This window comes from Pseudomonas sp. yb_2, assembly GCF_043103905.1.
GTDB lineage: Bacteria > Pseudomonadota > Gammaproteobacteria > Pseudomonadales > Pseudomonadaceae > Aquipseudomonas > Aquipseudomonas alloputida.
The window spans coordinates 12503-35307 of record NZ_JBICKH010000075.1; the positions used below are offsets into that span (position 1 = coordinate 12503).

The following is a 22805-nucleotide window of genomic DNA, read 5'->3' on the forward strand; positions in this document are numbered from 1 at the left end:
GCAAGGTACCTGTCAGTGGCTGGCGGCGCTGTCTGGCAGTTCGACGTCCGCAGAAAGCTGGCGAACTGCGATGTAGCGCTCACTGCGGCGAGTACGGTCATTGACCTGGCCGACCAGCTGGCCACAGGCAGCGTCGATGTCGTCGCCGCGCGTGGTACGGGTGGTGACGTTGAAGCCACCGTGGTGCAGCAGGTCCTGGAAGCGACGAATGGCGTTGTTGCTCGGTCGCTCGTAGCCCGAATGCGGGAACGGGTTGAACGGGATCAGGTTGATCTTGCAGGGTACATCGCGCAACAGTTCGATCATCTGCGCAGCATGCTCGGGCTGGTCGTTGACGTCCTTGAGCAGGGTGTACTCGACGGTGAGCACGCGCTTGCCACCCAGGGTGGACATGTAGCCCATGCACGATTCCAGCAGCACTTTCAGCGGGTACTTCTTGTTGATCGGTACCAGCTTGTTGCGCAGTTCGTCGTTCGGCGCATGCAGCGACAGGGCCAGCGACACGTCGATGTGCTTGGCCAGCTCGTCGATCATCGGCACCACGCCCGAGGTGGACAAGGTGACACGGCGCTTGGAAATGCCATAGCCAAGGTCATCCATCATGATTTTCATGGCGGCAATGACGTTGTCGAAGTTCAGCAAGGGCTCGCCCATGCCCATCATGACCACGTTGGTAATCGCGCGGTCGACTTTGGCAGGAACGGTCCCGAAGGATTTGTTGGCAAGCCACACCTGGCCGATCACTTCGGCGGCAGTGAGGTTGCTGTTGAAGCCTTGCTTGCCGGTGGAGCAGAAGCTGCAGTCCAAGGCACAGCCGGCTTGCGACGATACGCACAGGGTGCCGCGGTCGTCGGTTGGAATATAGACGGTCTCGACGCAGCTGCCGGAGGCAACGCGGATCACCCATTTACGGGTGCCGTCGGCGGAAATGTCTTCACTGACCACTTCCGGTGGGCGAATTTCGGCAACGGCCTCGAGCTTTTCGCGCAAGACCTTGCCTACGTTGGTCATGGCCGCAAAGTCGGACACGCCAAAATGGTGAATCCATTTCATCACCTGGCCGGCACGGAAGCGCTTCTCCCCAATAGAGTCGAAGAATTGTTCCATTTCCGGCTGGGTCAGACCCAACAGGTTGATTTTGCCAGTAGATGTCGTCATGGATTCACCCTCACCCGTAAGCTTTCGCTTAGCGAGTGGTTACCTCGGTAGCAGCGAAGAAGTAAGCGATTTCGCGAGCAGCAGCAGCTTCGGAGTCCGAACCGTGAACGGCGTTGGCGTCGATCGACTCGGCGAAGTCAGCGCGGATGGTGCCGGCAGCAGCTTCTTTAGGGTTGGTAGCACCCATCAGCTCACGGTTCTTGGCAATGGCGTTCTCGCCTTCCAGAACCTGGACAACGACCGGACCGGAAGTCATGAAGGCAACCAGGTCACCGAAGAAGCCGCGCTCGCTGTGCTCAGCGTAGAAGCCTTCGGCTTCGGCCTTGGACAGTTGCTTCATTTTCGAGGCAACGATTTTCAGGCCGGCTTCTTCGAAGCGAGTGGTGATCTTGCCGATGACGTTTTTGGCAACAGCGTCAGGCTTGATGATGGAGAAAGTACGTTGAACAGCCATGGAAAACTCCAGAATATGAGTGTTACGAAAAATTAAACCCGCGAATTATACGCGGGTTCCGGGGGATTGCCTAACCTGCAAGTGACGCTTAGTCGGCTTCGTCGATCCAGGCGGCCTGGATTGCCTCGAGCACTTTCTCACCGCCGCGTGACGGATCGTCGCTGAACTCTGGCAATGCCAGCACCCAGCGGTGCAGGTCCACGAAATTCACATAACGAGGATCGACCTCAGGCTTGCTTTCTGCAAGCTGGATTGCGATCTCAAGTACATCAACCCATTTCAGACTCATGTACAGGCCCTCAGTGCGGTGCTTCGGCAGCATGGTTGAGCGAATACTTGGGGATCTCGATGGTCAGGTCTTCGTCAGCGACGAAAACCTGGCAACCCAGGCGCGATTGCGCTTCCAGGCCCCAGGCTTTGTCCAGCATGTCCTCTTCCAGCTCGTCAGCCTCTTCGAGCGAATCGAAGCCCTTGCGCACGATGCAGTGGCAAGTGGTACAGGCCTTGACGCCGCCGCAGGCGCTTTCCATCTCGATGTGATGGTCGTGGGCCAGCTCCAGGATGTTGGTCCCGGGCTTGACCTCCACGGTCAGCCCCTCGGGGCAGAACTTCTCATGCGGCAGGAATGTCACCAGCGGCATCGATTACTCCTCGATCTCATTCAGGTTGCGCCCGGCCAGTGCGGCTTTGACCGTCGAATCAAGGCGACGGGCGGCAAATGCATCGGTCACCTGCGACAGACGCTTGGTCTGTTGCTCGATGGCTGCGCCATCGGTGCCGGCCAGCAAATCACGTAGTTCTTGCATCTGGAATTCGATGGCGTCGCGCTCGTCACTGCTGAGCAGGCGATCGCCGTCGGCGTCCAGGGCGCCCTGTACCGCCTCGAGCAGCCGCTCGCCATCGACCTGATGCTCACGCAACTGGCGGGCGTGCTTGTCGGAACCGGCGTGCTCGAAGGAATCCTTGAGCATGCGGGCGATTTCGCCGTCGGTCAGGCCGTAGGACGGCTTGACCTGAATGCTGGCTTCAACGCCCGAACCCAGCTCGCGGGCAGCGACGCTGAGCAGGCCATCGGCATCCACCTGGAAGGTGACGCGGATTTTCGCAGCACCGGCAACCATGGCCGGAATGCCGCGCAGCTCGAAGCGGGCCAGCGAACGGCAGTCACTGATCAGCTCGCGCTCGCCCTGCAGGACGTGGATCATCATGGCCGACTGGCCGTCTTTGTACGTGGTGAATTCCTGAGCACGCGCCACCGGAATGGTGGTGTTACGCGGGATCACCTTCTCCATCAGCCCGCCCATGGTCTCAAGACCAAGCGACAGCGGGATGACATCGAGCAGCAGCAGCTCGCCACCTTCGCGGCGGTTGCCGGCCAAGGTGTCAGCCTGGATGGCGGCACCGATGGCCACCACCTGGTCTGGGTCGATCGAGGTCAGCGGGGTGCGCCCGAACAGTGCACCGACGGCCTCACGCACACGCGGCACGCGGGTAGAACCACCGACCATGACTACGGCGCTGACCTCTTCCAGCTCGACGCCACTGTCGCGCACGGCACGGCGGCAAGCCTTCAGGCTGCGGGCAACCAATGGTTCGATCATGGCTTCGAAGGCGCTGCGGGTCAGCTCACCGTGCCAGGCACCGTGGCTGACACTGACCACGTCAGCGTCGGTCAGGGCCTCCTTGGCGGCGCAAGCGGTTTGCAGCAGCGCGCGCTGGGTAGCCGGGTCGAGGTCAGACGACAAACCCGCCTGTTCGATGATCCAGCCGGCAATAGTGTGATCGAAGTCATCCCCCCCAAGGGCGGTATCACCCCCGGTGGCCAGCACTTCGAATACGCCAGCGGTCAGGCGCAGGATGGAAATATCGAAAGTACCGCCGCCCAGATCATAGATGGCCACCACGCCTTCGGCGTTCTGGTCCAGGCCGTAGGCTACGGCGGCCGCAGTCGGTTCGTTGAGCAGGCGCAGCACGTTCAGGCCGGCCAGACGCGCTGCGTCTTTGGTAGCCTGACGTTGGGCGTCATCGAAATAGGCAGGCACGGTGATCACCGCGCCTACCAGCTCGCCACCCAAGGTGGCTTCGGCCCGTTCGCGCAACACCTTCAGGATGTCGGCAGACACTTCCACAGGGCTTTTCGGCCCCTGCACGGTGTCGATGAACGGCATGTGCGATTCACCACCCACAAAGCGGTATGGCAGTTGCTCGCCCAGCTGCTTGACGTCGGCCAGGCCGCGCCCCATCAGGCGCTTGACCGACAGCACGGTGTTCAACGGGTCGCTGGAGGCAGCATCACGCGCGGCCTGCCCCACTTCGTTGCGCCCTTCGAGGTAGCGCACCGCGGACGGCAGAATGACGTTACCCTGCGCGTCGGGCAGGGGCTCGCTACGGCCGCTGCGCAGTGCAGCGACCATTGAGTTGGTGGTACCCAGGTCGATTCCAACCGCCAGGCGGCGCTGGTGCGGCTGAGGGCTTTGACCGGGTTCGGCAATCTGCAGTAGGGCCATGCTTATCTGAATACCTTAGGTGCCATCACGGGCAGCACCGGGGTTAATCGTCGAGGCGCTCTTCCAGTTGGCGCACTTCTTGGGCGAGCTTGTCGAGGAACTGCATGCGGCGCATCAGGCGTTCAGCCTTGTCGCGCTCGCCCGGGGCATCCCAGCAGCCGGCAAAGTCCTCATTCAGCGTGTCCTGGGCGGCCTTCAGGCGCTTCTTGAACACGCCGACACCGTCAAGGTCGGCTTCATCCTGCAGTTCTTCGAGCTCTTCACGCCACTGCATCTGCTGCAGCAGGAAGTCAGGGTCGTGGACCGTGACCTCCTGGGGCACTTCGTGGCCGCTGATGGCCAGCAGGTAGCGCGCGCGACGCGGCGCACTGCGCAGCGTCTGGTAAGCGTCGTTGAGGGCCGCGGATTTTTCCAGCGCAATACGCTGCTCACGCTCGGAGGCGTCGGCAAAGCGATCAGGATGGACTTCGCGGGCCAGCTCGCGATAGCGAGTGGCCAGCTTGTCGAGATCCAGACGGAAGCTTGGCTGGAGGTCAAACAATGCGTAATGACAAGGAGTACTCACAGCCAGCCTCAAACGTTGAAGCTTTCGCCGCAGCCACACTCACCGCGCACGTTGGGGTTGTTGAACTTGAAGCCTTCGTTCAACCCTTCCTTGACGAAATCCAGTTCGGTGCCATCGAGGTAGACCAGGCTCTTGGGATCGATGATCACCTTGACGCCATGGTTTTCGAACACCTGGTCTTCGTCCGCCAGTTCGTCGACGAATTCCAGCACGTAGGCCAGACCCGAGCAACCGGTGGTGCGCACGCCCAGGCGAATGCCCTCACCTTTGCCGCGCCCGTCGAGGGAGCGGCGAATGTGGTTGGCGGCGGCTTCTGTCATGCTGATAGCCATCAGAACTCCTTACCTTGCAACAGGCGACTTAGATCAAGCCTTTCTTCTGCTTGTAGTCGCGTACGGCTGCCTTGATGGCATCTTCGGCGAGTACCGAGCAGTGAATCTTGACCGGCGGCAACGCCAGCTCTTCGGCCAGTTGGGTATTCTTGATGGTTTCGGCCTCGTCCAGGGTCTTGCCCTTCATCCACTCGGTGGCGAGGGAACTGGACGCGATGGCCGAACCGCAGCCGTAGGTCTTGAACTTGGCGTCTTCGATAACGCCCTGCTCGTTGACCTTGATCTGCAGGCGCATCACGTCACCGCAGGCCGGGGCGCCGACCATGCCGGTGCCGACATCCGGGTCTTCGGCGTTCATCTTGCCGACGTTGCGCGGGTTTTCGTAGTGGTCGATGACCTTTTCACTGTATGCCATGGTGCAATTCCTTCCTCATCAGGGAGCCGCTCTTGCCGGCGACTGCTTAGTGGGCGGCCCACTCGATCTTGGAGATGTCAACGCCGTCTTTGTACATATCCCACAGCGGCGACAGCTCACGCAGTTTGTTGACGGCCTCGCAGACTTTCTGCGCGGCGTAGTCGACTTCTTCTTCGGTGGTGAAACGGCCGAAGGAGAAGCGGATCGAGCTGTGCGCCAGCTCGTCGTTGCGGCCCAGAGCACGCAGTACGTAGGACGGCTCGAGCGACGCGGAGGTACAGGCCGAACCGGACGATACGGCGATGTCTTTCAGCGACATCAGCAGCGATTCGCCTTCGACGTAGTTGAAGCTCAGGTTCAGGTTGTGCGGTACACGTGCTGTCTGGCTGCCATTGACGTACAGCTCTTCAAGGTTTGAGACCTGCTTGAAGAAGCGGTCGCTCAGGGCCTTGATGCGCGCGTTTTCTGCAACCATTTCCTGCTTGGCAATGGCGAAGGCTTCGCCCATGCCGACGATCTGGTGGGTCGGCAGGGTGCCCGAACGCATGCCGCGCTCATGACCGCCGCCGTGAATGATGGCTTCAAGACGTACACGCGGCTTGCGGCTGACGTACAGCGCGCCGATGCCTTTCGGGCCATAGACCTTGTGCGCCGAGAACGACATCAGGTCGACTTTCAGCTTTTGCAGGTCGATTTCGACCTTGCCGGCCGACTGGGCCGCGTCGACATGGAACAGTACACCGCGCGAACGGGTCAGTTCACCGATGGCGGCGATGTCGTTGATCGAGCCGACTTCGTTGTTCACATGCATCAGCGAGACCAGGATGGTGTCGTCGCGCAGCACCGCTTCTACCATGGCCGGGGTGACGATGCCGTCTTCGCCTGGCTCCAGGTAAGTGACTTCAAAACCTTCGCGCTCCAGCTGGCGAGCGGTATCCAGGACCGCCTTGTGCTCGATCTTGGAGGTAATGATGTGCTTGCCTTTGGTCTGATAGAAGTGCGCGACACCTTTGAGCGCGAGGTTGTCGGACTCGGTGGCACCGCTGGTCCAGACGATTTCGCGCGGATCGGCGTTGATCAGCTCGGCAACCTGACGGCGACCGTTCTCCACCGCTTCCTCGGCCTTCCAGCCAAAGACGTGGGAGCGCGAGGCCGGGTTACCGAAGTTCCCGTCGACCAACAGGCAGTCGGCCATCTTCTGGGCCACGCGTGGGTCGACCGGAGTGGTCGCAGAGTAATCAAGGTAGATCGGCAACTTCATTTGTCTCTCCTATCAGGCGGTGGCGTCGCTCGTCGTCCCAGGGGATCAATCGACGGCAGACGTCTCAATCTTGTCCAGCTGGGCGGTTCGTCCTGCGACACGGCGCAGGTCCTGGCGCTGGGCGACTTCCTGCACATCACGGCGCTTGACGAGGTCGGCCAGGCTTATGCCACTGAGGAATTCATGGATCTGCTGGCTGAGGTCGCACCACAGGTGGTGGGTCAGGCAGGTATCACCGGCATGGCAGTCACCGAGCCCCTGGCAGCGGGTGGCGTCGACCGATTCGTTGACCGCGTCGATAACCTGGGCCACCTGGATGGTTTCCATGCCCCGCGACAGCTGGTAGCCACCGCCTGGACCGCGCACACTGGAAACCAGGCTGCTGCGGCGCAGCTTGGCGAACAGCTGCTCCAGATAAGAGAGGGAAATGCCCTGGCGCTCGGAAATATCGGCCAAAGACACCGGCCCATGCTTCGCGTGCAACGCCAGGTCGAGCATGGCGGTCACGGCGTATCGGCCTTTGGTAGTCAGTCGCATGGCTATTGGGTACCACGGGAGTTTCAGGATGTGTGCGAGTATGCGATTCCCGAGCATTTAAGTCAACTATTAGACCTACTGCTTTAGTCGGGATTGCATCAGGGAGGCGGGCGCGATTGTAGCAGACGAGGGGCGTGAGCACACGCCCCGCATGCCACCATGACTTCAGTGCGGCGCGATCAATGCGGCTGAGTGTCGCGCTGGGCCACTTGGGCAGCCTCGCTGAAGTCGTCCTCCGGCAAGGCCGGCAGTTCCTTGGCACAATAGTCACTGCCCATCTTGGTCAGCGCGCCACACATACCCTCCAACCGTTCGTCGACGGCCTGCAGGTGATCGAGCATCTGGCCGATGGCCCGCGCCACCGGGTCGGGCATGTCGCCACTGACACCATAGGCGTCGAAGCCGATCTTCTCGGCCATTGCCTTACGCTTGGCTTCGACTTCGGTGTCCTCGCTCTTGACGATGATCCGCCCCGGAATGCCTACCGCCGTAGCCCCGGCCGGCACCGCCTTGGTGACCACCGCATTGGAACCGATCTTGGCCCCGGCGCCGACGGTGAAAGGCCCCAGCACCTTGGCACCCGCCCCTACCACCACGCCGTTTTCCAAGGTGGGGTGGCGCTTGCCCTTGTTCCAGCTGGTGCCACCGAGCGTCACCCCCTGGTACAGGGTGACGTCATCGCCGATCTCGGCGGTTTCGCCAATGACGATACCCATACCGTGGTCGATGAAAAAGCGCCGGCCAATGGTGGCGCCAGGGTGGATTTCGATACCGGTCAGCCAGCGACCGAAGTTCGACACCAGCCGGGCCAGCCATTTGAAATCACGCCTCCACAGCGCATTGCCCAGGCGGTGCAGCCAGATGGCATGCATGCCGGGGTAGCAGGTGAGCACCTCGAAGGCATTGCGTGCAGCCGGGTCACGGTGGAATACGCTTTGAATATCTTCACGCAGGCGTTCGAACATCTGTCAGTCCTTCCGTTTATGCGGCTCGCCCCGGACCACCTTCTGGGTCTCGGTGAGGATGCCGCGCAAAATGCTCATTTCCGAACGCTCGACCGCCACCCGTCCATACAGCCGGCGCAAGCGCGGCATCAGGTGCTTGGGCTTTTCGGGGTCGAGGAAGCGAATGCCCACCAGGGTTTTCTCCAGGTGGTCGTAGAACAGCTCCATTTCATCCATGGTCGCCAGCTCAGCGGCGTCAACCTTCTCGACTTTGGCCGGCGCTTCACCGGCAGCCAGCCAGGCCATGCGCACCTCGTAGGAGAGCACCTGCACGGCAGCCGCCAGGTTCAGCGAGCTGAAGTCGGGGTTGGAGGGAATGTGCACGTGGAAGTGACATCGCTGCAGTTCTTCGTTGGTCAGGCCGGCGTGCTCGCGCCCGAACACCAGGGCGATTTCCTCGCCGCCATTGGCATGCTCCACCGCCTTGGCACCGCATTCACGCGGGCCGATCAACGGCCAGGGAATGCTGCGCTCGCGGGCGCTGGTGCCCATCACCAGGTTGCAGCCGACCAGCGCCTGTTCGAGGCTGTCGACCACCTGGGCATTGTCCAGCACATCGTCGGCGCCCGAAGCACGGGCACTGGCATCCACGGCGGGGAATTCTTTCGGCTGCACCAGCACCAGACGCGACAAGCCCATGTTTTTCATGGCACGTGCAGCGCCGCCGATGTTGCCGGGGTGGCTGGTATTGACCAGAACAACACGAATATTTTGCAGCAAGGTGTTGTGCTCACAGATGCAGGAATCAGGGCCTTCGATCTTACAGAACCGACAGACGTAACGCCATGAAAGCAAATGTGACACTTCTGCCGCCAAAGTTTTCTGCTAGAATGATCGGCTTTCTTCTTTAACATCTCCAGGTGACCCGCCCATGCAGCCTATGCTGAATATCGCCCTGCGCGCCGCTCGCAGCGCCAGTGAACTGATTTTCCGCTCCATCGAACGCCTGGATAGCATCAAGGTCGATGAGAAAGAGGCCAAGGACTACGTTTCCGAAGTCGATCGCGCCGCCGAGCAGAGCATCGTCAACGCACTGCGCAAGGCCTACCCGAACCACTCCATCCAGGGCGAGGAAACCGGCCTGCACGCGGGTAGCGGCGAAGAAGGCAAAGATTACCTGTGGATCATCGATCCGCTGGACGGCACCACCAACTTCCTGCGCGGTATCCCGCACTTCGCCGTCAGCATCGCCTGCAAATACCGCGGCCGCCTTGAGCACGCCGTGATCGTCGACCCGGTTCGCCAGGAAGAATTCACCGCCAGCCGTGGCCGTGGCGCCCAACTCAATGGCCGCCGCCTGCGCGTCAGCTCGCGCACAAGCCTGGAAGGCGCCCTGCTGGGCACCGGCTTCCCGTTCCGTGATGGCCAGATGGCGGACATGGACAACTACCTGGGCATGTTCCGCGCCTTGACCGGCCAGACCGCCGGCATCCGCCGCGCCGGCTCCGCCAGCCTGGATCTGGCCTATGTGGCTGCTGGCCGCTTCGACGCCTTCTGGGAGTCGGGCCTGTCCGAATGGGACATGGCAGCTGGCGTACTGCTGATCCAGGAAGCCGGTGGCTTGGTGAGCGACTTCAACGGTGGCCACGACTTCCTCGACAAAGGCCACATCGTTGCAGGCAACATCAAGTGCTTCAAGGCGGTACTGACTGCCATCCAGCCGCACCTGCCAGAAAGCATGAAGCGCTAAGCGCAGATTGCCGGCAAACAAAAAGCACCTCTTGAGGTGCTTTTTTGTGCCTGGTGGTTTTGCGTGGCCTGTACCGACCTCTTCGCGGGTAAACCCGCTCCTACATGGATCGCATTGCCCCTGTAGGATCGGGTTTACCCGCGAAGAGGCCGGCACAGACACCGCAAATCACTGACCCGCTTCGCTCAGAATCAGCTTGCCATTCTTGTCCAGCGGAATGGTCGATCCCGGCTCGCGATCCATCTTCACCTTGCCTACCTGATCACCGATGGAATAGGTCACGTTGTAGCCCACCACCTTCTCACTGATGTCGTTGACCGTATTGCAGCGGGTTTGCGTGGTTGTGTAGGTATCACGCTCCTGCATGCCTTCCTGCACCTTGTTACCCGCATAACCACCACCGACCGCACCGGCCACCGTGGCAATCTTCTTGCCGGTACCGCCACCAATCTGGTTACCCAACAGACCACCTGCCAACGCACCGACCACGGTACCGGCAATCTGGTGTTGATCCTTGACCGGCGCCTGGCGCGTCACAGTCACGTCCTTGCAAACTTCACGCGGGGTTTTCACCTGCTGCTTGATCGGCTGCACGTCAGTCACCTGGGCGACTTCGGGGCCTTTGTTCACCAAGCTGTAGGTCGCCACAGCACCTCCGGCAGTTACACCGACAGCACCCAGCACCGCACCCACCAGCATTGATTTATTCACGTGAACCTCCTGATCGTACCAGCGGGTGTGAACCCGCGCTTCTCCCAGCCTTGGAGCAAAAAAAAAGGCGCGAGTTCAACACTCGCGCCTTTTCATCGCCAAACGGCGCAGGAAAAACCTACGGACGTTCGTCCACACCTTCGGCCTTGACCGGCGGAATGAGATCCTCGCTGCTCAGGTTCAGCCAGATCAGTACCACGTTGGCGATATAGATCGACGAGTAGGTACCAGCCATGACACCAATGAACAGGGCCAACGAGAAACCGAACAGGTTGTCACCCCCGAAGAACAGCAGCGCGGCAATGGCCAGCAAGGTCGAAACCGAAGTGGCGACGGTACGCAGCAGGGTCTGGGTGGTGGAAACGTTGATGTTCTCGATCAACGAGGCCTTGCGCATGACGCGGAAGTTTTCACGTACCCGGTCGAACACAACGATGGTGTCGTTCAGCGAGTAACCGATGATCGCCAGCACCGCCGCCAGCACCGTCAGGTCGAAGGTGATCTGGAAGAACGACAGGATACCCAGCGTTACCACCACGTCGTGGATCAGCGAAACGATCGCCCCCACGGCGAACTTCCACTGGAAACGGAACGCCAGGTAGATGAGGATGCCGCCCAAGGCCAGCAACATGCCTATGCCACCCTGGTCACGCAGCTCTTCACCCACCTGAGGACCGACGAACTCGACACGCTTGACCTTCGCCGGGTTGTCACCTCCAGCCTTCTGCAGGGCTTCAGCTACCTTGTTACCCAGCATGGGATCGTCGCCAGGCATGCGCACAAGCAGGTCAGTGGTAGCACCGAAGCTCTGCACCACGGCCTCGTTGAAGCCGGATTCGACCAACTCGGCACGCACAGCCTTGACGTCGGCCGGGCGCTCGTAGGTCAGCTCGATCAGCGTACCCCCGGTGAAGTCCAGCCCGAAGTTCAGGCCCTTTTGCCACCAGCTGAACAGCGCCAACACGGTGAGGAGCACGGTGACGGCGAACGCGACATTGCGCACGCCCATGAAATTGATGGTTTTCATCGCAGCTCCCTCAAACCCACAGCTTCTTGATGTCACGCCCGCCACAGGTCAGGTTGACCAATGCACGGGTCACCATGACGGCGGTGAACATCGAGGTGAAAATCCCGAGGGACATGGTGACCGCAAAGCCTTTGACCGGGCCGGTACCCATGGCAAACAGGATGCCGCCGACCAACAGGGTGGTCAGGTTGGCGTCGACGATTGCCGAGTAGGCGCGATTGAAGCCTTCGTGGATGGCGCGCTGCACCGACATGCCAGCCGCGATCTCTTCGCGAATACGCGAGAAGATCAGCACGTTGGCGTCCACCGCCATACCCATGGTCAACACGATGCCGGCAATACCCGGCAGGGTCAGGGTCGCCCCCAGCAGCGACATCAACGCCAGCAGCAGCACCATGTTGCCCGCCAGGGCGATGGTGGCCAGCACACCGAAGGCGCGGTAGATGGCGATGATGAACAGCGAGACGAACAGCATGCCCCACAGCGACGCATCGATACCCTTGGTGATGTTGTCAGCACCCAGGCTTGGGCCAATGGTACGTTCTTCAGCGAAGTACATCGGCGCGGCCAGGCCACCGGCACGCAGCAGCAGGGCCAGCTCGGACGATTCGCCCTGGCCATTCAAGCCGGTGATGCGGAACTGGCTACCAAGCGGCGACTGGATGGTCGCCAGGCTGATGATTTTTTTCTCTTCGACGAAGCTTTGCACGGCAACGTCCTTCTCGACGCCGCCGACGGTTTGCTTGACGTAGCGGGTAACCGGCTTCTGCTCGATGAAGATCACCGCCATGCTACGGCCGACGTTGCTACGGGTAGCACGGCTCATCAGCTCGCCACCGTGGCCATCCAGGCGAATGTTCACCTGCGGGCGGCCATGCTCGTCGAAGCTGGCCTGGGCGTCGGTAACCTGGTCACCCGTGATGATCAGGCCCCGCTCGACTGCGGCGGAGCGGCCGCCCTCACGGAACTCGAACACCTCGGTAGTGGCCTTGGATGCACCCGGTTCGGCACCGAAGCGGAACTCCAGGTTGGCCGTTTTACCGAGGATACGCTTGGCTTCGGCAGTGTCCTGCACGCCAGGCAGCTCGACCACGATACGGTTGGCGCCCTGGCGCTGTACCAGAGGCTCTGCCACACCCAGCTCGTTCACGCGGTTGCGTACGGTGGTGAGGTTCTGCTTGATCGAGTATTCGCGGATCTCGGCGACTTTCGCCTGGGTCAGCGCCAGACGCAGCACCGCAAGCTCGTTGCGCTCGGTGGTGGTCAGGTCGAAATCATTGAAATTCTTGCGGATCAGGGCACGTGCCTGTTCGCGGGTGGCATCGTCAGCGAAGCCCAGCATGATGCCGCCATCCTGCTGAGGCAGGCTGCGGTAGCGGACGCGCTCTTTGCGCAGCAAGGTCTTGACCTCGCCTTCGTAGACTTTCATGCGGGCAGTCATGGCCTTGTCCATGTCCACTTCCAGCAGGAAGTGCACACCACCAGACAGGTCCAGGCCCAGTTTCATCGGGCTTGCGCCCAGGTTGCGCAGCCATTGCGGGGTAGTCTGGGCCAGGTTCAGGGCCACGACGTAATCATCGCCCAGTGCCTTGCGCACGACATCCTTGGCTGGCAGCTGGTCTTCCTGATTGGTCAGGCGGATCAGCCCGCTGCCCTTTTCACCCAGGCTTGCGCCCTTGACAGCGATCTTGGCATCGACCAGCGCCTTACTGACGCGATCGAGGTCGGCCTGATTCACCTGCAGCGCCGAGCTGGCACCGCTGATCTGTACCGCCGGGTCATCCGGGTAGAGGTTGGGAGCGGAATAAATGAAACCGACCACCAGTACCAGCACGATCAGTGCATATTTCCACAGAGGATATTTGTTCAGCATCACGCCGCCCGTTCAAGACGCGGGGCGCTTTGCGCGCCCCGACTGGAAAATAAAACCGGTAACTCAGATAGCCTTGAGCGTACCTTTTGGCAGGGTCGCAGCAATGGCACCCTTCTGGAACTTCAGTTCGACGGTGTCGGACACTTCCAGCACCACGAAGTCATCGGAAACCTTGACGATCTTGCCGGCGATGCCGCCGTTGGTGACAACTTCGTCACCTTTCTGCAAGTTGCTCAGCAGGTTCTTCTGCTCTTTCGCGCGCTTGGCCTGCGGGCGCCAGATCATCAGGTAGAAGATGACCAGGAAACCGACCAGGAAAATCCACTCGAAGCCGGTACCGGCTGGGCCAGCGGCAGGTGCTGCAGCGTCCGCGTATGCGGCGGGGATGAAGAAGCTCATTGGGCACTCCTAATGTAATTTTCTAATAATGGATGCGGACAGTCAGTCCAAGGGCGGTACAGGAAGCCCGCGCTTGGCGTAGAAGGCGTCGACAAAGGCGGCCAATTTACCCTGTTGAATAGCCTCGCGTAAACCGGCCATCAAGCGCTGATAATGGCGCAAGTTGTGGATGGTATTCAGCATGCTGCTCAGCATTTCGCCGCATTTGTCCAGATGATGGAGATAGGCGCGCGAGAAGTTGGTGCAGGTATAGCAGTCACAGGTCGGATCCAGCGGCGATTCATCGTGACGATGGAACGCATTGCGGATCTTGATCACCCCTGTATCAACGAACAGATGACCGTTGCGCGCGTTACGCGTCGGCATCACGCAGTCGAACATGTCGACGCCGCGGCGCACACCCTCAACGAGATCTTCCGGTTTGCCTACCCCCATAAGGTAACGAGGTTTGTCAGCAGGCATCTGGTCCGGCAGGTAATCCAGCACCTTGATCATTTCGTGCTTGGGCTCGCCCACCGACAGGCCGCCAATGGCCAGGCCGTCGAAACCGATGTTTTCCAGGCCTTCCAGCGAGCGCATGCGCAGGTCCTGGTACATGCCACCCTGAACAATGCCGAACAGCGCTGCGGTGTTGTCGGCATGGGCGTTCTTCGAGCGCTGGGCCCAGCGCAGCGACAACTCCATGGAAGTGCGTGCCACATCGTGCTCGGCCGGGTACGGGGTGCACTCGTCGAAGATCATTACCACGTCCGAGCCCAGGTCACGCTGAACCTGCATCGACTCTTCCGGGCCCATGAACACCTTGGAACCATCGACCGGCGAAGCGAAGGTCACGCCCTCTTCCTTGATCTTGCGCATGGCGCCCAGGCTGAATACCTGGAAACCACCGGAGTCGGTGAGGATCGGGCCTTTCCACTGCATGAAATCGTGCAGGCCGTTGTGCTTCTTGATCACCTCGGTGCCCGGACGCAGCCACAGGTGGAAGGTGTTGCCGAGGATCATCTCGGCGCCGATGGCCTCGATGTCGCGTGGCAGCATGCCCTTGACCGTGCCATAGGTCCCCACCGGCATGAATGCCGGAGTTTCCACGGTGCCGCGTGGGAAGGTGATGCGACCCCGACGGGCCTTGCCGTCGGTGGCCAGCAGTTCGAAGGACATTCGACAGGTGCGACTCATGCTTGATCCTCGGGCCCGCGTGGCGCCGGATTGCGGGTGATGAACATGGCATCACCGTAACTGAAGAAGCGGTACCCGTGCTCGACCGCCGCTGCGTAGGCAGCCATGGTCTCGGGGTAGCCGGCGAAAGCCGAGACCAGCATCAGCAGCGTGGACTCCGGCAGATGGAAGTTGGTGACCAGGGCGTCGACCACATGGAACGGCCGGCCCGGGTAGATGAAGATGTCGGTGTCGCCACTGAAGGCCTTGAGCACGCCATCACGCGCGGCGCTTTCCAGCGAACGCACACTGGTGGTGCCAACCGCGATCACCCGACCACCACGGGCCCGGCAGGCCTCGATGGCATCGACCACATCCTGGCCCACTTCGAGCCACTCTTTATGCATGTGGTGGTCTTCGATCTTGTCGACCCGCACCGGCTGGAAGGTGCCGGCGCCCACATGCAGGGTGACGAAGGCGCGCTCGACGCCCTTGGCGGCGATCTTTTCCAGCAGCGCCTCGTCGAAGTGCAGGCCTGCGGTAGGCGCGGCAACCGCGCCGGCGCGCTGGGCGTACACAGTCTGGTAGCGCTCACGGTCGGCGCCCTCGTCCGGGCGGTCGATATAGGGCGGCAGCGGCATGTGGCCGACACGGTCGAGCAACGGCAGCACCTCTTCGGTGAAGCGAAGTTCGAACAGCGTGTCATGGCGCGCGACCATTTCGGCCTCGCCACCGCCATCGATGAGGATGACCGCGCCTACCTTGGGCGCCTTGCTGGCGCGCACATGGGCCAGCACCCGGTGGCTGTCGAGCACGCGTTCGACCAGTACCTCCAGCTTGCCGCCGGAGGCTTTCTGGCCGAACAACCGCGCCGGGATCACTCGGGTGTTGTTGAACACCATCAAGTCGCCGGGGCGCAGATAGTCGAGCAAGTCGGGGAATTGCCGGTGCGCCAGCGCGCCGGTAGGCCCATCGAGCACCAGCAGACGGCTGCCATGGCGCTCGGCCAACGGGTGGCGGGCGATCAGGGAATCAGGGAGTTCGAAGGAAAAATCGGCGACGCGCATGATGATGTTCGGTTCGGCAGGGCCGGGAAGTTTAGCCCAATGTGTGAAAATTGACCATGAAAGCCGATTGACCGACCAGCGGCACCTCTTTATACTGCGCGCCACGCCCTGATGGCGGAATTGGTAGACGCGGCGGATTCAAAATCCGTTTTCGAAAGGAGTGGGAGTTCGAGTCTCCCTCGGGGCACCAAATCCGGAAAAAACCGACCTTACGGTCGGTTTTTTTGTGCCTGCGATTCACGCACGTCGTTGACGCCGCCCCCCTGACTCCCGCGCCTCCCCCCATACCTGCATTCTATTGGCCGCCCCTTGCGCTAGCACTTAAGCTGTCATTCGTCAGATATATTCCGAAAGTATTGTTAGCGTAATGGCACTTCGCCATAGTGGCGCTCCCCTTTCTCCACGCAATGTGTGTCCCATGAAAACAATCGCGCCCTGCATGGCGGCAATGATGCTGCTCAGTGGGTGCAATGGAGTGCCAACGTCGTACGTTTCAGATCCCGTCTACAGTCAGGCTTTCGTGGTCACTTCTGGTGCCCCTCTGCCGATGTTGCTGATGGCCAGCGCCATCCAGTGGAACGAGGATTACGCTGTAACCGCCAAACACACCCCCTTCCTGCGCAACGTGGTCCACGAGGGCCTCGGTGACGTAGTGTTCTTCAAGCACAAAGCCAGCAGCGTGCCGCACTGGCGCCAGTACGTGCCTGGGGAAGCCGTGACGGCGGTGGGCTTCAACAGTTTCATGATGCCGATGCAGGGCAAGGGCCATGCCCTGTCGTCGCTGGTACGGCTTGAAGGTACGCCTGGCAGTGTTTTCTACTCGGTGCATGACGGCCCGATCACCAAAGGCATGTCGGGTGGGCCTGTGTTTGCCGATGACGGCAAGGTGGTGGGCATCAACGTGGCCATCATTCCTACCGACGAGATCAATGCGGGCAAGCGCCCGGACCTGGTCGGCAAGGACCGTATCAGCGTGTTCATGTCGTTCAGCGAAATCGATAAGGAATGGCGACGCTATCAGTACCTGCTGGCGCACAAGGCCAAGCCCAAGGCACCGGCTGCGGTCAAAGGCTACGTGGCGGTGGCCGCCAAACCGTGAATCGGGGCGCGGTGTTGGATGGAAAGCGGCCTATGATGTGAGGCTGATGGCCTCTTCGCGGGTAAACCCGCTACAGGGCCTGCACAGGATTTGAGCCTTGTGCAGTACCTGTGGGGGCGGGTTCACCCGCGAAGAGGCCCTGCCAGCCAACGCGAGAAGGACCTGCCATGCACCTGACCCACCGCCCCATCCGGCCAGAAGACATCCCCGTTATCTGCAGCTTCCCGCAGAGCCCGGACGAACTGTTCTACATGTTCCCCAAAGCCACCTACCCCCTCACCCCCAACCAGCTGAGCGACGCCATAGCCCAACGCAGCGGCTCCACGATAGTGGAAGGTGACGGCGCTGTCCTGGCCTTCGCCAATTTCTACAAAGCCGAAAATGGCGGCCTATGTGCCCTGGGCAACGTAGTGGTGGCCCCCGGCACCCGCGGCCTTGGTGTAGCGCGTTATCTGGTAACGGCCATGATCGACCTCGCCCGCCAGCAGTACAGCGCCCGGGAGGTCTGGGTGTCATGCTTCAATCACAACACCGCCGGCCTGCTGCTTTATCCACAACTGGGTTTCATGCCGTTCGGCATCGAGGAGCGGCAGGCGTGGGATGGCACGCGGGTAGCGTTGGTGCAGATGAAGCAAATACTGACTTAACCGAACTGGATCAGCGGGTCATTGCATGTGGCTGAACGAGAAGGTCCACCCCCAGAGCACGAATGACCCTCAATACAGTGTCAAAACGAGGCTTCGCGCCAGGGCTCAGCGCCTTGTACAGGCTTTCTCTACCCAGCCCACTCTCCGTAGCAATATGTGTCATGCCCCGTGCACGAGCGATATGGCCAAGTGCTCGAATGATTTCCTCGGTATCGCCATCTGATAGCACTTGGCTAAGGTATTCACTGATTGCCTCATCGCTGCTCAACAAGGCTGCCATATCAAACGGGATCAATTTTTCGCTCATTTCATCTCCTTCAGCAGCTTTCTGGCTTTGGATGTCGGCGGCTTGGGTGGCAGTAGCCAAGCGGCAAAGCTTTCCGTCTGTTCAACGAGAAACATCAAGTGGTCACCCAATCGTATCCTTATGGATACACCCATTCAAGGATTGAAGCGAACCACTCTGTCGTTTTCGAGCTGAATCAGGAATACAGGCACACCTGATAGGCCGGTCGAATTTTTCCCTTCGTTTCAGCTACAAAATCCCTTGCAACATTCAACCCTCGAACCTTCGACGAGCCTCGACGTCCCATCCTGCATCCCCCGCGTTTCGAGGTACCCTCGCGTGAAAGACGTCATCGCCCGCAAGTACCGCCTGGTGGTGAAGACCATCGGCTATATCGGCTGGTCGCTGTTCTGGCTGCTGATCTGGGATGTGCTGGTCACCATCGATTTCATGCTGTTCTTGAACAGCAAGTTCACCCTGCCACTGATCCCGCTGACCCTGCTGGGCTCAGCGCTGGTGGTGCTGGTGAGTTTTCGCAACAGCAGCGCCTACAGCCGCTGGTGGGAGGCTCGCACCCTGTGGGGCGCGCTGGTGAACAGTTCGCGTAGCTTCGCCCGGCAGACGCTGACGCTGATCGATGACCCGGATGACGGCCTGAACCCGGTCAAGGCCACCCTGCTGCGCCGGCATATCGCCTATGTGAACTGCCTGGCGGCGCACTTGAAAGGCGAAAGCTGCCCGGAGGAGCTGATGGCCTTCATCCCCCCGGCGGAGTTCGAACGGCGCAACCGCTCGAACAATTTCGCCAATGACATTCTCGGCGGCTCGGCAGCCTTGCTGGCGCGGGAATACCAGGCCGGGCGGCTGGACAGCATTCGTCTGGCGCGGCTGGAGTCGACGCTGGTAGACCTGTCTAATGCCCAGGGCGGCATGGAGCGGATTGCCAATACGCCATTGCCCTACCCCTATGTGTATTTCCCACGGCTGTTCATCACCCTGTTCTGCCTGATCGTGCCGGTGGGGCTTGTGGAGTCGTTGGGCTGGTTCACGCCGCTGGCGTCGACGGTGGTAGGGTTCATGTTGCTGGCCATCGAGCGGATCGGCACGGACTTGCAGAGCCCGTTCAGGTTCAGCGAGCATCAGATCCAGATGGATACCATATGCGAGACGATCGAGCGCAACCTGGAGTCGATGCAGCGGGAGGCGCAGTGTGCCGAGGCTGTAGACGCCTGAGAGATGTCGGGGCTGCTTTGCAGCCCGGGCTTTCCGTCAGGCCCGCACGTAGCGCTGACGCAACACATCACTCGACACATCCACCAGCAACACCAACACCAGCATACCGATGATCACCGTACTGGCCTGGGCCTCCTGGAACAGGCTCAAGGTGGTGTACAGCATCTGCCCCAACCCGCCCGCCCCGACGAAGCCGAGCACGCTGGCCATGCGGATGTTGTTCTCCCAGCGGTACAAGCTGTAGGCCAGCAACTGCGGCCACAGGTTGGGCAGGGTACCAAAGCAGAACGCCGCCACTTGGCTGCCCCCCTGCAAACGGATCGCCGCCGCCGGCTCGGGCGGGGCGTTCTCAAGCGCCTCGGCAAACAAACGCCCCAGCACGCCAGCGGTGTGCAACGCCAAAGCCAGGGTACCGGCATTCGGCCCCAGCCCAGCCGCCAGCACAGTCAGCGCTGCCCACACCAGTTCAGGAATGGCACGCAAGGCATTGAGCAGCAAACGCGCGGCCCCTTGCAACGGCCAACCGAAGCGCCCCGCCGCCGGCAGTGCCAGCAACATCCCCAATACCATTGCCAACAAGGTGCCCATGCCAGACATGGCCAGGGTTTCCAGCGCCCCGCGCCACACCGCCTTGAGGTGCCCCGCAGACAGATCCGGCTGCAGGAAGCGCCCGGCGTAGTCGCCCATCTGCCCCAGCCCGCCATTGCCGACCAGTGCGTGCAGGTCCAGCTCCAGATACGCGAACGAGGCCACCGCCGCTGCCACCATGGCGCCCAGCAACACCCAATTGATCACCCGGTTCATGCCAGCCTCCAGCGCAGCAGGCGGCTGAGCAGGTCGGCCAGGATCACCAGCAGCAAGAACGTCAACAGCATGCTCGCCACTTGCGCACCCGCAAACATGCGCATCGACAGGTCGATCTGCTGACCCAGCCCGCCAGCACCGACAAAGCCCATCACCACCGAAGCCCGCACCGCGCACTCCCAGCGGTACACGGTGTACGACACCACTTCGGAGGCAGCATTGGGCAGGATGCCGTAGAAAAACGCCGCCAGCCGGCCACTGCCCGCCTGCAACAAGGCATGCGCCGGGCGCTGGTCGACCGACTCGAAGATTTCGGCATAAACCTTGCCGAGCATGCCACTGTAGGTGATGGCGATAGCCAGTACGCCCGCCGTCGGCCCCAGCCCTACGGCGCGCACGAACAGCAACGCCCAGACGATTTCCGGCACGCTACGCAGGAAAATCAGTAGCCCACGCACCGGCAGGCGCAACAGTCGCGACCAGAGCCCGGCCCGCCCGCCGCGTGAAGCAGCACGCAAGGACAAGGCACGGCTGGCCAGCAAGCCAGCCGGGATCGCCAACATCAACGCCAGCGCCATGCCGGCAGTCGCCACGGCCAGGGTCTGCAAGGTGGCTTCATACAGCAGTGCAAGAAAATCGGCATCATGTGCCGGCGGCCAGAAGGCGCTGGTGAAGCTGGCAATCTGCTGACGGTTATCCGCCTGCAACAGCACCCCGGGGTTCAGTTCGCTTGTCTGGATAGCCGGCCACAGTACTGCTACCGCCAACAGGGCCAGCAGCAACCGTGGCAGCAGCGCGGGGTCGCGGGCGTCGGCCTTCAGCATCGCGGAATCTGCACGGTCAGGGTCGGCCCCTGGGTTGGCGGCGGAGCCAGTTGTTCGTTGGCGTATAGCGCGTCCAGCAGTTGCTCGGTGACCGCTTCGGCCGGGCAGTCAAACACAACCTGCCCTTCCCGAATGCCAATCACCCGCGGAAAATGCGCCAGCGCCAACTCTACGGCGTGCAGGCTCGCCACCAACGTCACGCCAGTGGCCTGCGCATGGCGATTGAGCAAGGCCAGGCTATGGTCGGCCAACACCGGGTCCATGGCCGACACCGGTTCGTCGGTCAGCAGCACCTGCGGACGCTGGTACAACGCCCGAGCAATGCCCACCCGCTGCAACTGGCCACCGGACAACTGCCCACACTGCACGAACAGCTTGTCGGCCAGGCCCAGTTCGGCCAACACCTGGCGCGCCCCCGGCACATCGCTGGGATACAGCAGGTTGAGCAAGCCGCGCAGCGTCCCCCACTGCCCCAGGCGACCCGCCAGTACGGCAGTCACCACCCGCTGACGCGGTGGCAAAGGCGGCGACTGATGCACCAGGCCAACCCGCGCACGCAGTCGCTGGCGTGCCCTTGCCGACAGTGCCCAAGGCTGCTCGCCAAGCAACTCCAGGCGCCCACTGCTGGGCTGGATGGCCGTGGCCATCAGGTGCAGCAAGCTGGACTTGCCCGCCCCCGACGGCCCGATGATGGCGACACGCTCGCCCTGCGCGATACGCAGGCTCACCGCATCAAGCGCGCGTACCTGGCCATGGCGCAGGCTGGCACCGTACAGATGAATTGCCGCATTCGAAGCTGTCACTTGAGCAGGCCGGCCTCGCGTGCAGCTTGTTCGGTGCCCTTGTAGTTCTCAGGCTTGGTCTCGATGAAGCGGCTGGCGGCCTGCAGGTCAAGGATCGCCTTATGCTCCGGGTTGCTCGGGTCGAGGTCCAGGAAGGCTTTCTTGATTTTCTGTTTCAACGCCGGGTCCATGTTGCCGCGCACGGTCCAGTTGTAGTCGAAGTAGGTTGGGGTTGTGGCGAACACCTTCACCTTGGTGGTGTCGACCTTGCCGGCATCCACCAGCTTTTGCCACACGCTGGCGTTGAGCACGCCACCATCGACCTTGCCAGCCTGCACCCAGGCCACGGTGGCATCATGGGCGCCAGAATAGGCCACGCGGCTGAAGTACTCTTCAGGCTTGATATTGTCCTGCTTGAGCATGAAGTAACGCGGCATCAGGCTGCCCGAAGTAGACGAAATGGAACCGAAGGCAAACGACTTGCCCTTCAGATCGCTCAGGCTCTTCACGTCGGGGTTGGCGGTGATGAACTTGGAGGTGAACTGTGCGTCCTGCTCACGCTGTACCAGTGGCGTGGCGGTCGGGTCCTTCAGGTGCACCTGAACGAACGTGAAGCCCCCCAGCCAGGCCAGATCGAGGCGGTCTGCGGCCAGCGACTCGACCACCGCCGGGTAGTCCGCCACGGGTACGAACTTCACCTCCATGCCCAGTTGCTTGGCCAGGTACTCACCCAAAGGCTTGAACTTGCGCTGCAGTTCGGTCGGCGCTTCGTCGGGGATGGCGCTGACCCGCAGGGTTTCTGCGGCCTGAACGACAGCGGCACAGCAAGACAGCACGAGGCCGGCGGCGAGCGCCAGGGGGCGGTTGAGCATGGGTGTTCTCCGGTTCAATAGCGGGGAAGTGCCGACACATTTGCCGACACCGGGAATTATAAGAGGCAAGGGCCTAAAGGCCAGCTTTGCTACAATCGCGCAA

At 61.4% G+C, this 22805-nt stretch carries 27 protein-coding genes and 1 tRNA gene; 5 read left to right on the top strand and 23 right to left on the bottom strand.

What is annotated here, in order from left to right; genetic code table 11:
- Positions 1-12: 12 nt before the first annotated feature.
- The 12 genes from rlmN to trmJ form a co-directional block, all read right to left on the bottom strand.
- On the bottom strand, positions 13-1158 hold the full coding sequence (rlmN, locus tag ACF8FB_RS19795) for a 23S rRNA (adenine(2503)-C(2))-methyltransferase RlmN (protein ID WP_010952067.1): 1146 nt from the start codon (positions 1156-1158) through the stop codon (positions 13-15).
- A 28-nt stretch (positions 1159-1186) separates the two neighbouring features.
- Positions 1187-1612 carry a nucleoside-diphosphate kinase gene (ndk, locus tag ACF8FB_RS19800; protein WP_003248526.1) on the bottom strand — a complete coding sequence of 142 codons (426 nt, stop codon included), beginning with the start codon at positions 1610-1612 and terminating at the stop codon, positions 1187-1189.
- Positions 1613-1700: 88 nt separating this feature from the next.
- The gene (iscX, locus tag ACF8FB_RS19805; protein ID WP_003248529.1) at positions 1701-1901 is read right to left on the bottom strand and encodes a Fe-S cluster assembly protein IscX; all 201 of its coding nucleotides are present in this window, start codon (positions 1899-1901) and stop codon (positions 1701-1703) included.
- Between the two features lie 10 nt (positions 1902-1911).
- Positions 1912-2253, bottom strand: coding sequence for an ISC system 2Fe-2S type ferredoxin (fdx, locus tag ACF8FB_RS19810; RefSeq protein ID WP_003248531.1), 342 nt, complete (start codon positions 2251-2253; stop codon positions 1912-1914).
- A 3-nt stretch (positions 2254-2256) separates the two neighbouring features.
- A complete protein-coding gene (gene hscA / locus ACF8FB_RS19815) occupies positions 2257-4119 on the bottom strand; it encodes a Fe-S protein assembly chaperone HscA (RefSeq protein ID WP_392511725.1) in 1863 nt (620 codons plus the stop codon).
- Positions 4120-4162: 43 nt separating this feature from the next.
- A complete protein-coding gene (gene hscB, locus ACF8FB_RS19820) occupies positions 4163-4684 on the bottom strand; it encodes a co-chaperone HscB (RefSeq protein ID WP_392511727.1) in 522 nt (173 codons plus the stop codon).
- An 8-nt stretch (positions 4685-4692) separates the two neighbouring features.
- Positions 4693-5016, bottom strand: a complete 324-nt coding sequence (gene iscA, locus ACF8FB_RS19825; protein ID WP_003248536.1) for an iron-sulfur cluster assembly protein IscA — start codon at positions 5014-5016, stop codon at positions 4693-4695.
- A gap of 28 nt (positions 5017-5044) precedes the next feature.
- Entirely contained in the window at positions 5045-5431 is a 387-nt protein-coding gene (gene iscU, locus ACF8FB_RS19830) for a Fe-S cluster assembly scaffold IscU (protein WP_003248539.1), read from the bottom strand.
- Positions 5432-5477: 46 nt separating this feature from the next.
- On the bottom strand, positions 5478-6692 hold the full coding sequence (locus tag ACF8FB_RS19835; RefSeq protein ID WP_003248541.1) for an IscS subfamily cysteine desulfurase: 1215 nt from the start codon (positions 6690-6692) through the stop codon (positions 5478-5480).
- 45 nt (positions 6693-6737) lie between these two features.
- Positions 6738-7229, bottom strand: a complete 492-nt coding sequence (gene iscR / locus ACF8FB_RS19840) for a Fe-S cluster assembly transcriptional regulator IscR (protein WP_003248542.1) — start codon at positions 7227-7229, stop codon at positions 6738-6740.
- A gap of 179 nt (positions 7230-7408) precedes the next feature.
- Positions 7409-8194 (bottom strand): serine O-acetyltransferase, encoded by a 786-nt coding sequence (gene cysE, locus ACF8FB_RS19845; RefSeq protein ID WP_010952064.1) that lies wholly within the window; start codon positions 8192-8194, stop codon positions 7409-7411.
- Between the two features lie 3 nt (positions 8195-8197).
- Positions 8198-8953: a tRNA (cytosine(32)/uridine(32)-2'-O)-methyltransferase TrmJ gene (gene trmJ / locus ACF8FB_RS19850; protein ID WP_392511729.1), complete on the bottom strand. Its 756-nt coding sequence runs from the start codon at positions 8951-8953 to the stop codon at positions 8198-8200.
- 151 nt (positions 8954-9104) lie between these two features.
- Here trmJ and suhB point away from each other — a divergent pair, with 151 nt between their 5' ends.
- Complete coding sequence (suhB, locus tag ACF8FB_RS19855) at positions 9105-9923, top strand: inositol-phosphate phosphatase (RefSeq protein ID WP_003248548.1); 819 nt, start codon at positions 9105-9107, stop codon at positions 9921-9923.
- Between the two features lie 168 nt (positions 9924-10091).
- Here the strand turns inward: suhB and ACF8FB_RS19860 are convergent, their stop codons facing one another.
- The 6 genes from ACF8FB_RS19860 to queA form a co-directional block, all read right to left on the bottom strand.
- Positions 10092-10634, bottom strand: a complete 543-nt coding sequence (locus ACF8FB_RS19860; protein ID WP_010952063.1) for a glycine zipper 2TM domain-containing protein — start codon at positions 10632-10634, stop codon at positions 10092-10094.
- Positions 10635-10752: 118 nt separating this feature from the next.
- Positions 10753-11661, bottom strand: a complete 909-nt coding sequence (secF, locus tag ACF8FB_RS19865; RefSeq protein ID WP_010952062.1) for a protein translocase subunit SecF — start codon at positions 11659-11661, stop codon at positions 10753-10755.
- A gap of 10 nt (positions 11662-11671) precedes the next feature.
- Positions 11672-13534 (bottom strand): protein translocase subunit SecD, encoded by a 1863-nt coding sequence (gene secD, locus ACF8FB_RS19870; protein WP_392510943.1) that lies wholly within the window; start codon positions 13532-13534, stop codon positions 11672-11674.
- Between the two features lie 63 nt (positions 13535-13597).
- Positions 13598-13933 carry a preprotein translocase subunit YajC gene (yajC, locus tag ACF8FB_RS19875; RefSeq protein ID WP_003248556.1) on the bottom strand — a complete coding sequence of 112 codons (336 nt, stop codon included), beginning with the start codon at positions 13931-13933 and terminating at the stop codon, positions 13598-13600.
- A 42-nt stretch (positions 13934-13975) separates the two neighbouring features.
- On the bottom strand, positions 13976-15091 hold the full coding sequence (tgt, locus tag ACF8FB_RS19880; protein ID WP_003248558.1) for a tRNA guanosine(34) transglycosylase Tgt: 1116 nt from the start codon (positions 15089-15091) through the stop codon (positions 13976-13978).
- 14 nt (positions 15092-15105) lie between these two features.
- Positions 15106-16155: a tRNA preQ1(34) S-adenosylmethionine ribosyltransferase-isomerase QueA gene (gene queA / locus ACF8FB_RS19885; RefSeq protein WP_021781763.1), complete on the bottom strand. Its 1050-nt coding sequence runs from the start codon at positions 16153-16155 to the stop codon at positions 15106-15108.
- Positions 16156-16260: 105 nt separating this feature from the next.
- Here queA and ACF8FB_RS19890 point away from each other — a divergent pair.
- The 3 genes from ACF8FB_RS19890 (at position 16261) to ACF8FB_RS19900 (ending at position 17901) form a co-directional block, all read left to right on the top strand.
- Positions 16261-16345, top strand: a tRNA-Leu gene (locus ACF8FB_RS19890).
- Positions 16346-16606: 261 nt separating this feature from the next.
- Positions 16607-17254 carry a trypsin-like peptidase domain-containing protein gene (locus tag ACF8FB_RS19895; RefSeq protein ID WP_049586421.1) on the top strand — a complete coding sequence of 216 codons (648 nt, stop codon included), beginning with the start codon at positions 16607-16609 and terminating at the stop codon, positions 17252-17254.
- Between the two features lie 167 nt (positions 17255-17421).
- A complete protein-coding gene (locus tag ACF8FB_RS19900; protein WP_392511731.1) occupies positions 17422-17901 on the top strand; it encodes a GNAT family N-acetyltransferase in 480 nt (159 codons plus the stop codon).
- A gap of 10 nt (positions 17902-17911) precedes the next feature.
- Here the strand turns inward: ACF8FB_RS19900 and ACF8FB_RS19905 are convergent, their stop codons facing one another.
- Complete coding sequence (locus ACF8FB_RS19905) at positions 17912-18208, bottom strand: addiction module antidote protein (protein WP_003248566.1); 297 nt, start codon at positions 18206-18208, stop codon at positions 17912-17914.
- 318 nt (positions 18209-18526) lie between these two features.
- Here ACF8FB_RS19905 and ACF8FB_RS19910 point away from each other — a divergent pair, with 318 nt between their 5' ends.
- Complete coding sequence (locus tag ACF8FB_RS19910) at positions 18527-19420, top strand: bestrophin family protein (RefSeq protein WP_049586418.1); 894 nt, start codon at positions 18527-18529, stop codon at positions 19418-19420.
- A 36-nt stretch (positions 19421-19456) separates the two neighbouring features.
- Here ACF8FB_RS19910 and phnE read toward each other — a convergent pair whose 3' ends face one another.
- Genes phnE through ACF8FB_RS19930 form a run of 4 tightly spaced genes read right to left on the bottom strand, consistent with a single transcriptional unit; the run spans position 19457 to position 22702 of the window.
- The gene (gene phnE / locus ACF8FB_RS19915) at positions 19457-20224 is read right to left on the bottom strand and encodes a phosphonate ABC transporter, permease protein PhnE (RefSeq protein ID WP_392511734.1); all 768 of its coding nucleotides are present in this window, start codon (positions 20222-20224) and stop codon (positions 19457-19459) included.
- Positions 20221-21048: a PhnE/PtxC family ABC transporter permease gene (locus ACF8FB_RS19920; RefSeq protein WP_392511736.1), complete on the bottom strand. Its 828-nt coding sequence runs from the start codon at positions 21046-21048 to the stop codon at positions 20221-20223. The genes phnE and ACF8FB_RS19920 overlap by 4 nt, the downstream gene beginning before the upstream one ends.
- Complete coding sequence (locus ACF8FB_RS19925) at positions 21042-21851, bottom strand: phosphonate ABC transporter ATP-binding protein (RefSeq protein WP_010952055.1); 810 nt, start codon at positions 21849-21851, stop codon at positions 21042-21044. The genes ACF8FB_RS19920 and ACF8FB_RS19925 overlap by 7 nt, the downstream gene beginning before the upstream one ends.
- The gene (locus ACF8FB_RS19930; RefSeq protein ID WP_010952054.1) at positions 21848-22702 is read right to left on the bottom strand and encodes a putative selenate ABC transporter substrate-binding protein; all 855 of its coding nucleotides are present in this window, start codon (positions 22700-22702) and stop codon (positions 21848-21850) included. Before ACF8FB_RS19930 ends, ACF8FB_RS19925 begins: the two co-directional genes overlap by 4 nt.
- Positions 22703-22805: the final 103 nt, after the last annotated feature.

Coding starts and splice junctions, on each gene's coding strand:
- rlmN (WP_010952067.1), bottom strand. CDS start 1,158: ATGACGACATCTACTGGCAAAATCAACCTGTTGGGTCTGACCCAGCCG.
- ndk (WP_003248526.1), bottom strand. CDS start 1,612: ATGGCTGTTCAACGTACTTTCTCCATCATCAAGCCTGACGCTGTTGCC.
- iscX (WP_003248529.1), bottom strand. CDS start 1,901: ATGAGTCTGAAATGGGTTGATGTACTTGAGATCGCAATCCAGCTTGCA.
- fdx (WP_003248531.1), bottom strand. CDS start 2,253: ATGCCGCTGGTGACATTCCTGCCGCATGAGAAGTTCTGCCCCGAGGGG.
- hscA (WP_392511725.1), bottom strand. CDS start 4,119: ATGGCCCTACTGCAGATTGCCGAACCCGGTCAAAGCCCTCAGCCGCAC.
- iscA (WP_003248536.1), bottom strand. CDS start 5,016: ATGGCTATCAGCATGACAGAAGCCGCCGCCAACCACATTCGCCGCTCC.
- iscU (WP_003248539.1), bottom strand. CDS start 5,431: ATGGCATACAGTGAAAAGGTCATCGACCACTACGAAAACCCGCGCAAC.
- ACF8FB_RS19835 (WP_003248541.1), bottom strand. CDS start 6,692: ATGAAGTTGCCGATCTACCTTGATTACTCTGCGACCACTCCGGTCGAC.
- iscR (WP_003248542.1), bottom strand. CDS start 7,229: ATGCGACTGACTACCAAAGGCCGATACGCCGTGACCGCCATGCTCGAC.
- cysE (WP_010952064.1), bottom strand. CDS start 8,194: ATGTTCGAACGCCTGCGTGAAGATATTCAAAGCGTATTCCACCGTGAC.
- suhB (WP_003248548.1), top strand. CDS start 9,105: ATGCAGCCTATGCTGAATATCGCCCTGCGCGCCGCTCGCAGCGCCAGT.
- secF (WP_010952062.1), bottom strand. CDS start 11,661: ATGAAAACCATCAATTTCATGGGCGTGCGCAATGTCGCGTTCGCCGTC.
- secD (WP_392510943.1), bottom strand. CDS start 13,534: ATGCTGAACAAATATCCTCTGTGGAAATATGCACTGATCGTGCTGGTA.
- yajC (WP_003248556.1), bottom strand. CDS start 13,933: ATGAGCTTCTTCATCCCCGCCGCATACGCGGACGCTGCAGCACCTGCC.
- tgt (WP_003248558.1), bottom strand. CDS start 15,091: ATGTCCTTCGAACTGCTGGCCACCGACGGCAAGGCCCGTCGGGGTCGC.
- queA (WP_021781763.1), bottom strand. CDS start 16,155: ATGCGCGTCGCCGATTTTTCCTTCGAACTCCCTGATTCCCTGATCGCC.
- ACF8FB_RS19895 (WP_049586421.1), top strand. CDS start 16,607: ATGCTGCTCAGTGGGTGCAATGGAGTGCCAACGTCGTACGTTTCAGAT.
- ACF8FB_RS19900 (WP_392511731.1), top strand. CDS start 17,422: ATGCACCTGACCCACCGCCCCATCCGGCCAGAAGACATCCCCGTTATC.
- ACF8FB_RS19905 (WP_003248566.1), bottom strand. CDS start 18,208: ATGAGCGAAAAATTGATCCCGTTTGATATGGCAGCCTTGTTGAGCAGC.
- phnE (WP_392511734.1), bottom strand. CDS start 20,224: ATGAACCGGGTGATCAATTGGGTGTTGCTGGGCGCCATGGTGGCAGCG.
- ACF8FB_RS19920 (WP_392511736.1), bottom strand. CDS start 21,048: ATGCTGAAGGCCGACGCCCGCGACCCCGCGCTGCTGCCACGGTTGCTG.
- ACF8FB_RS19930 (WP_010952054.1), bottom strand. CDS start 22,702: ATGCTCAACCGCCCCCTGGCGCTCGCCGCCGGCCTCGTGCTGTCTTGC.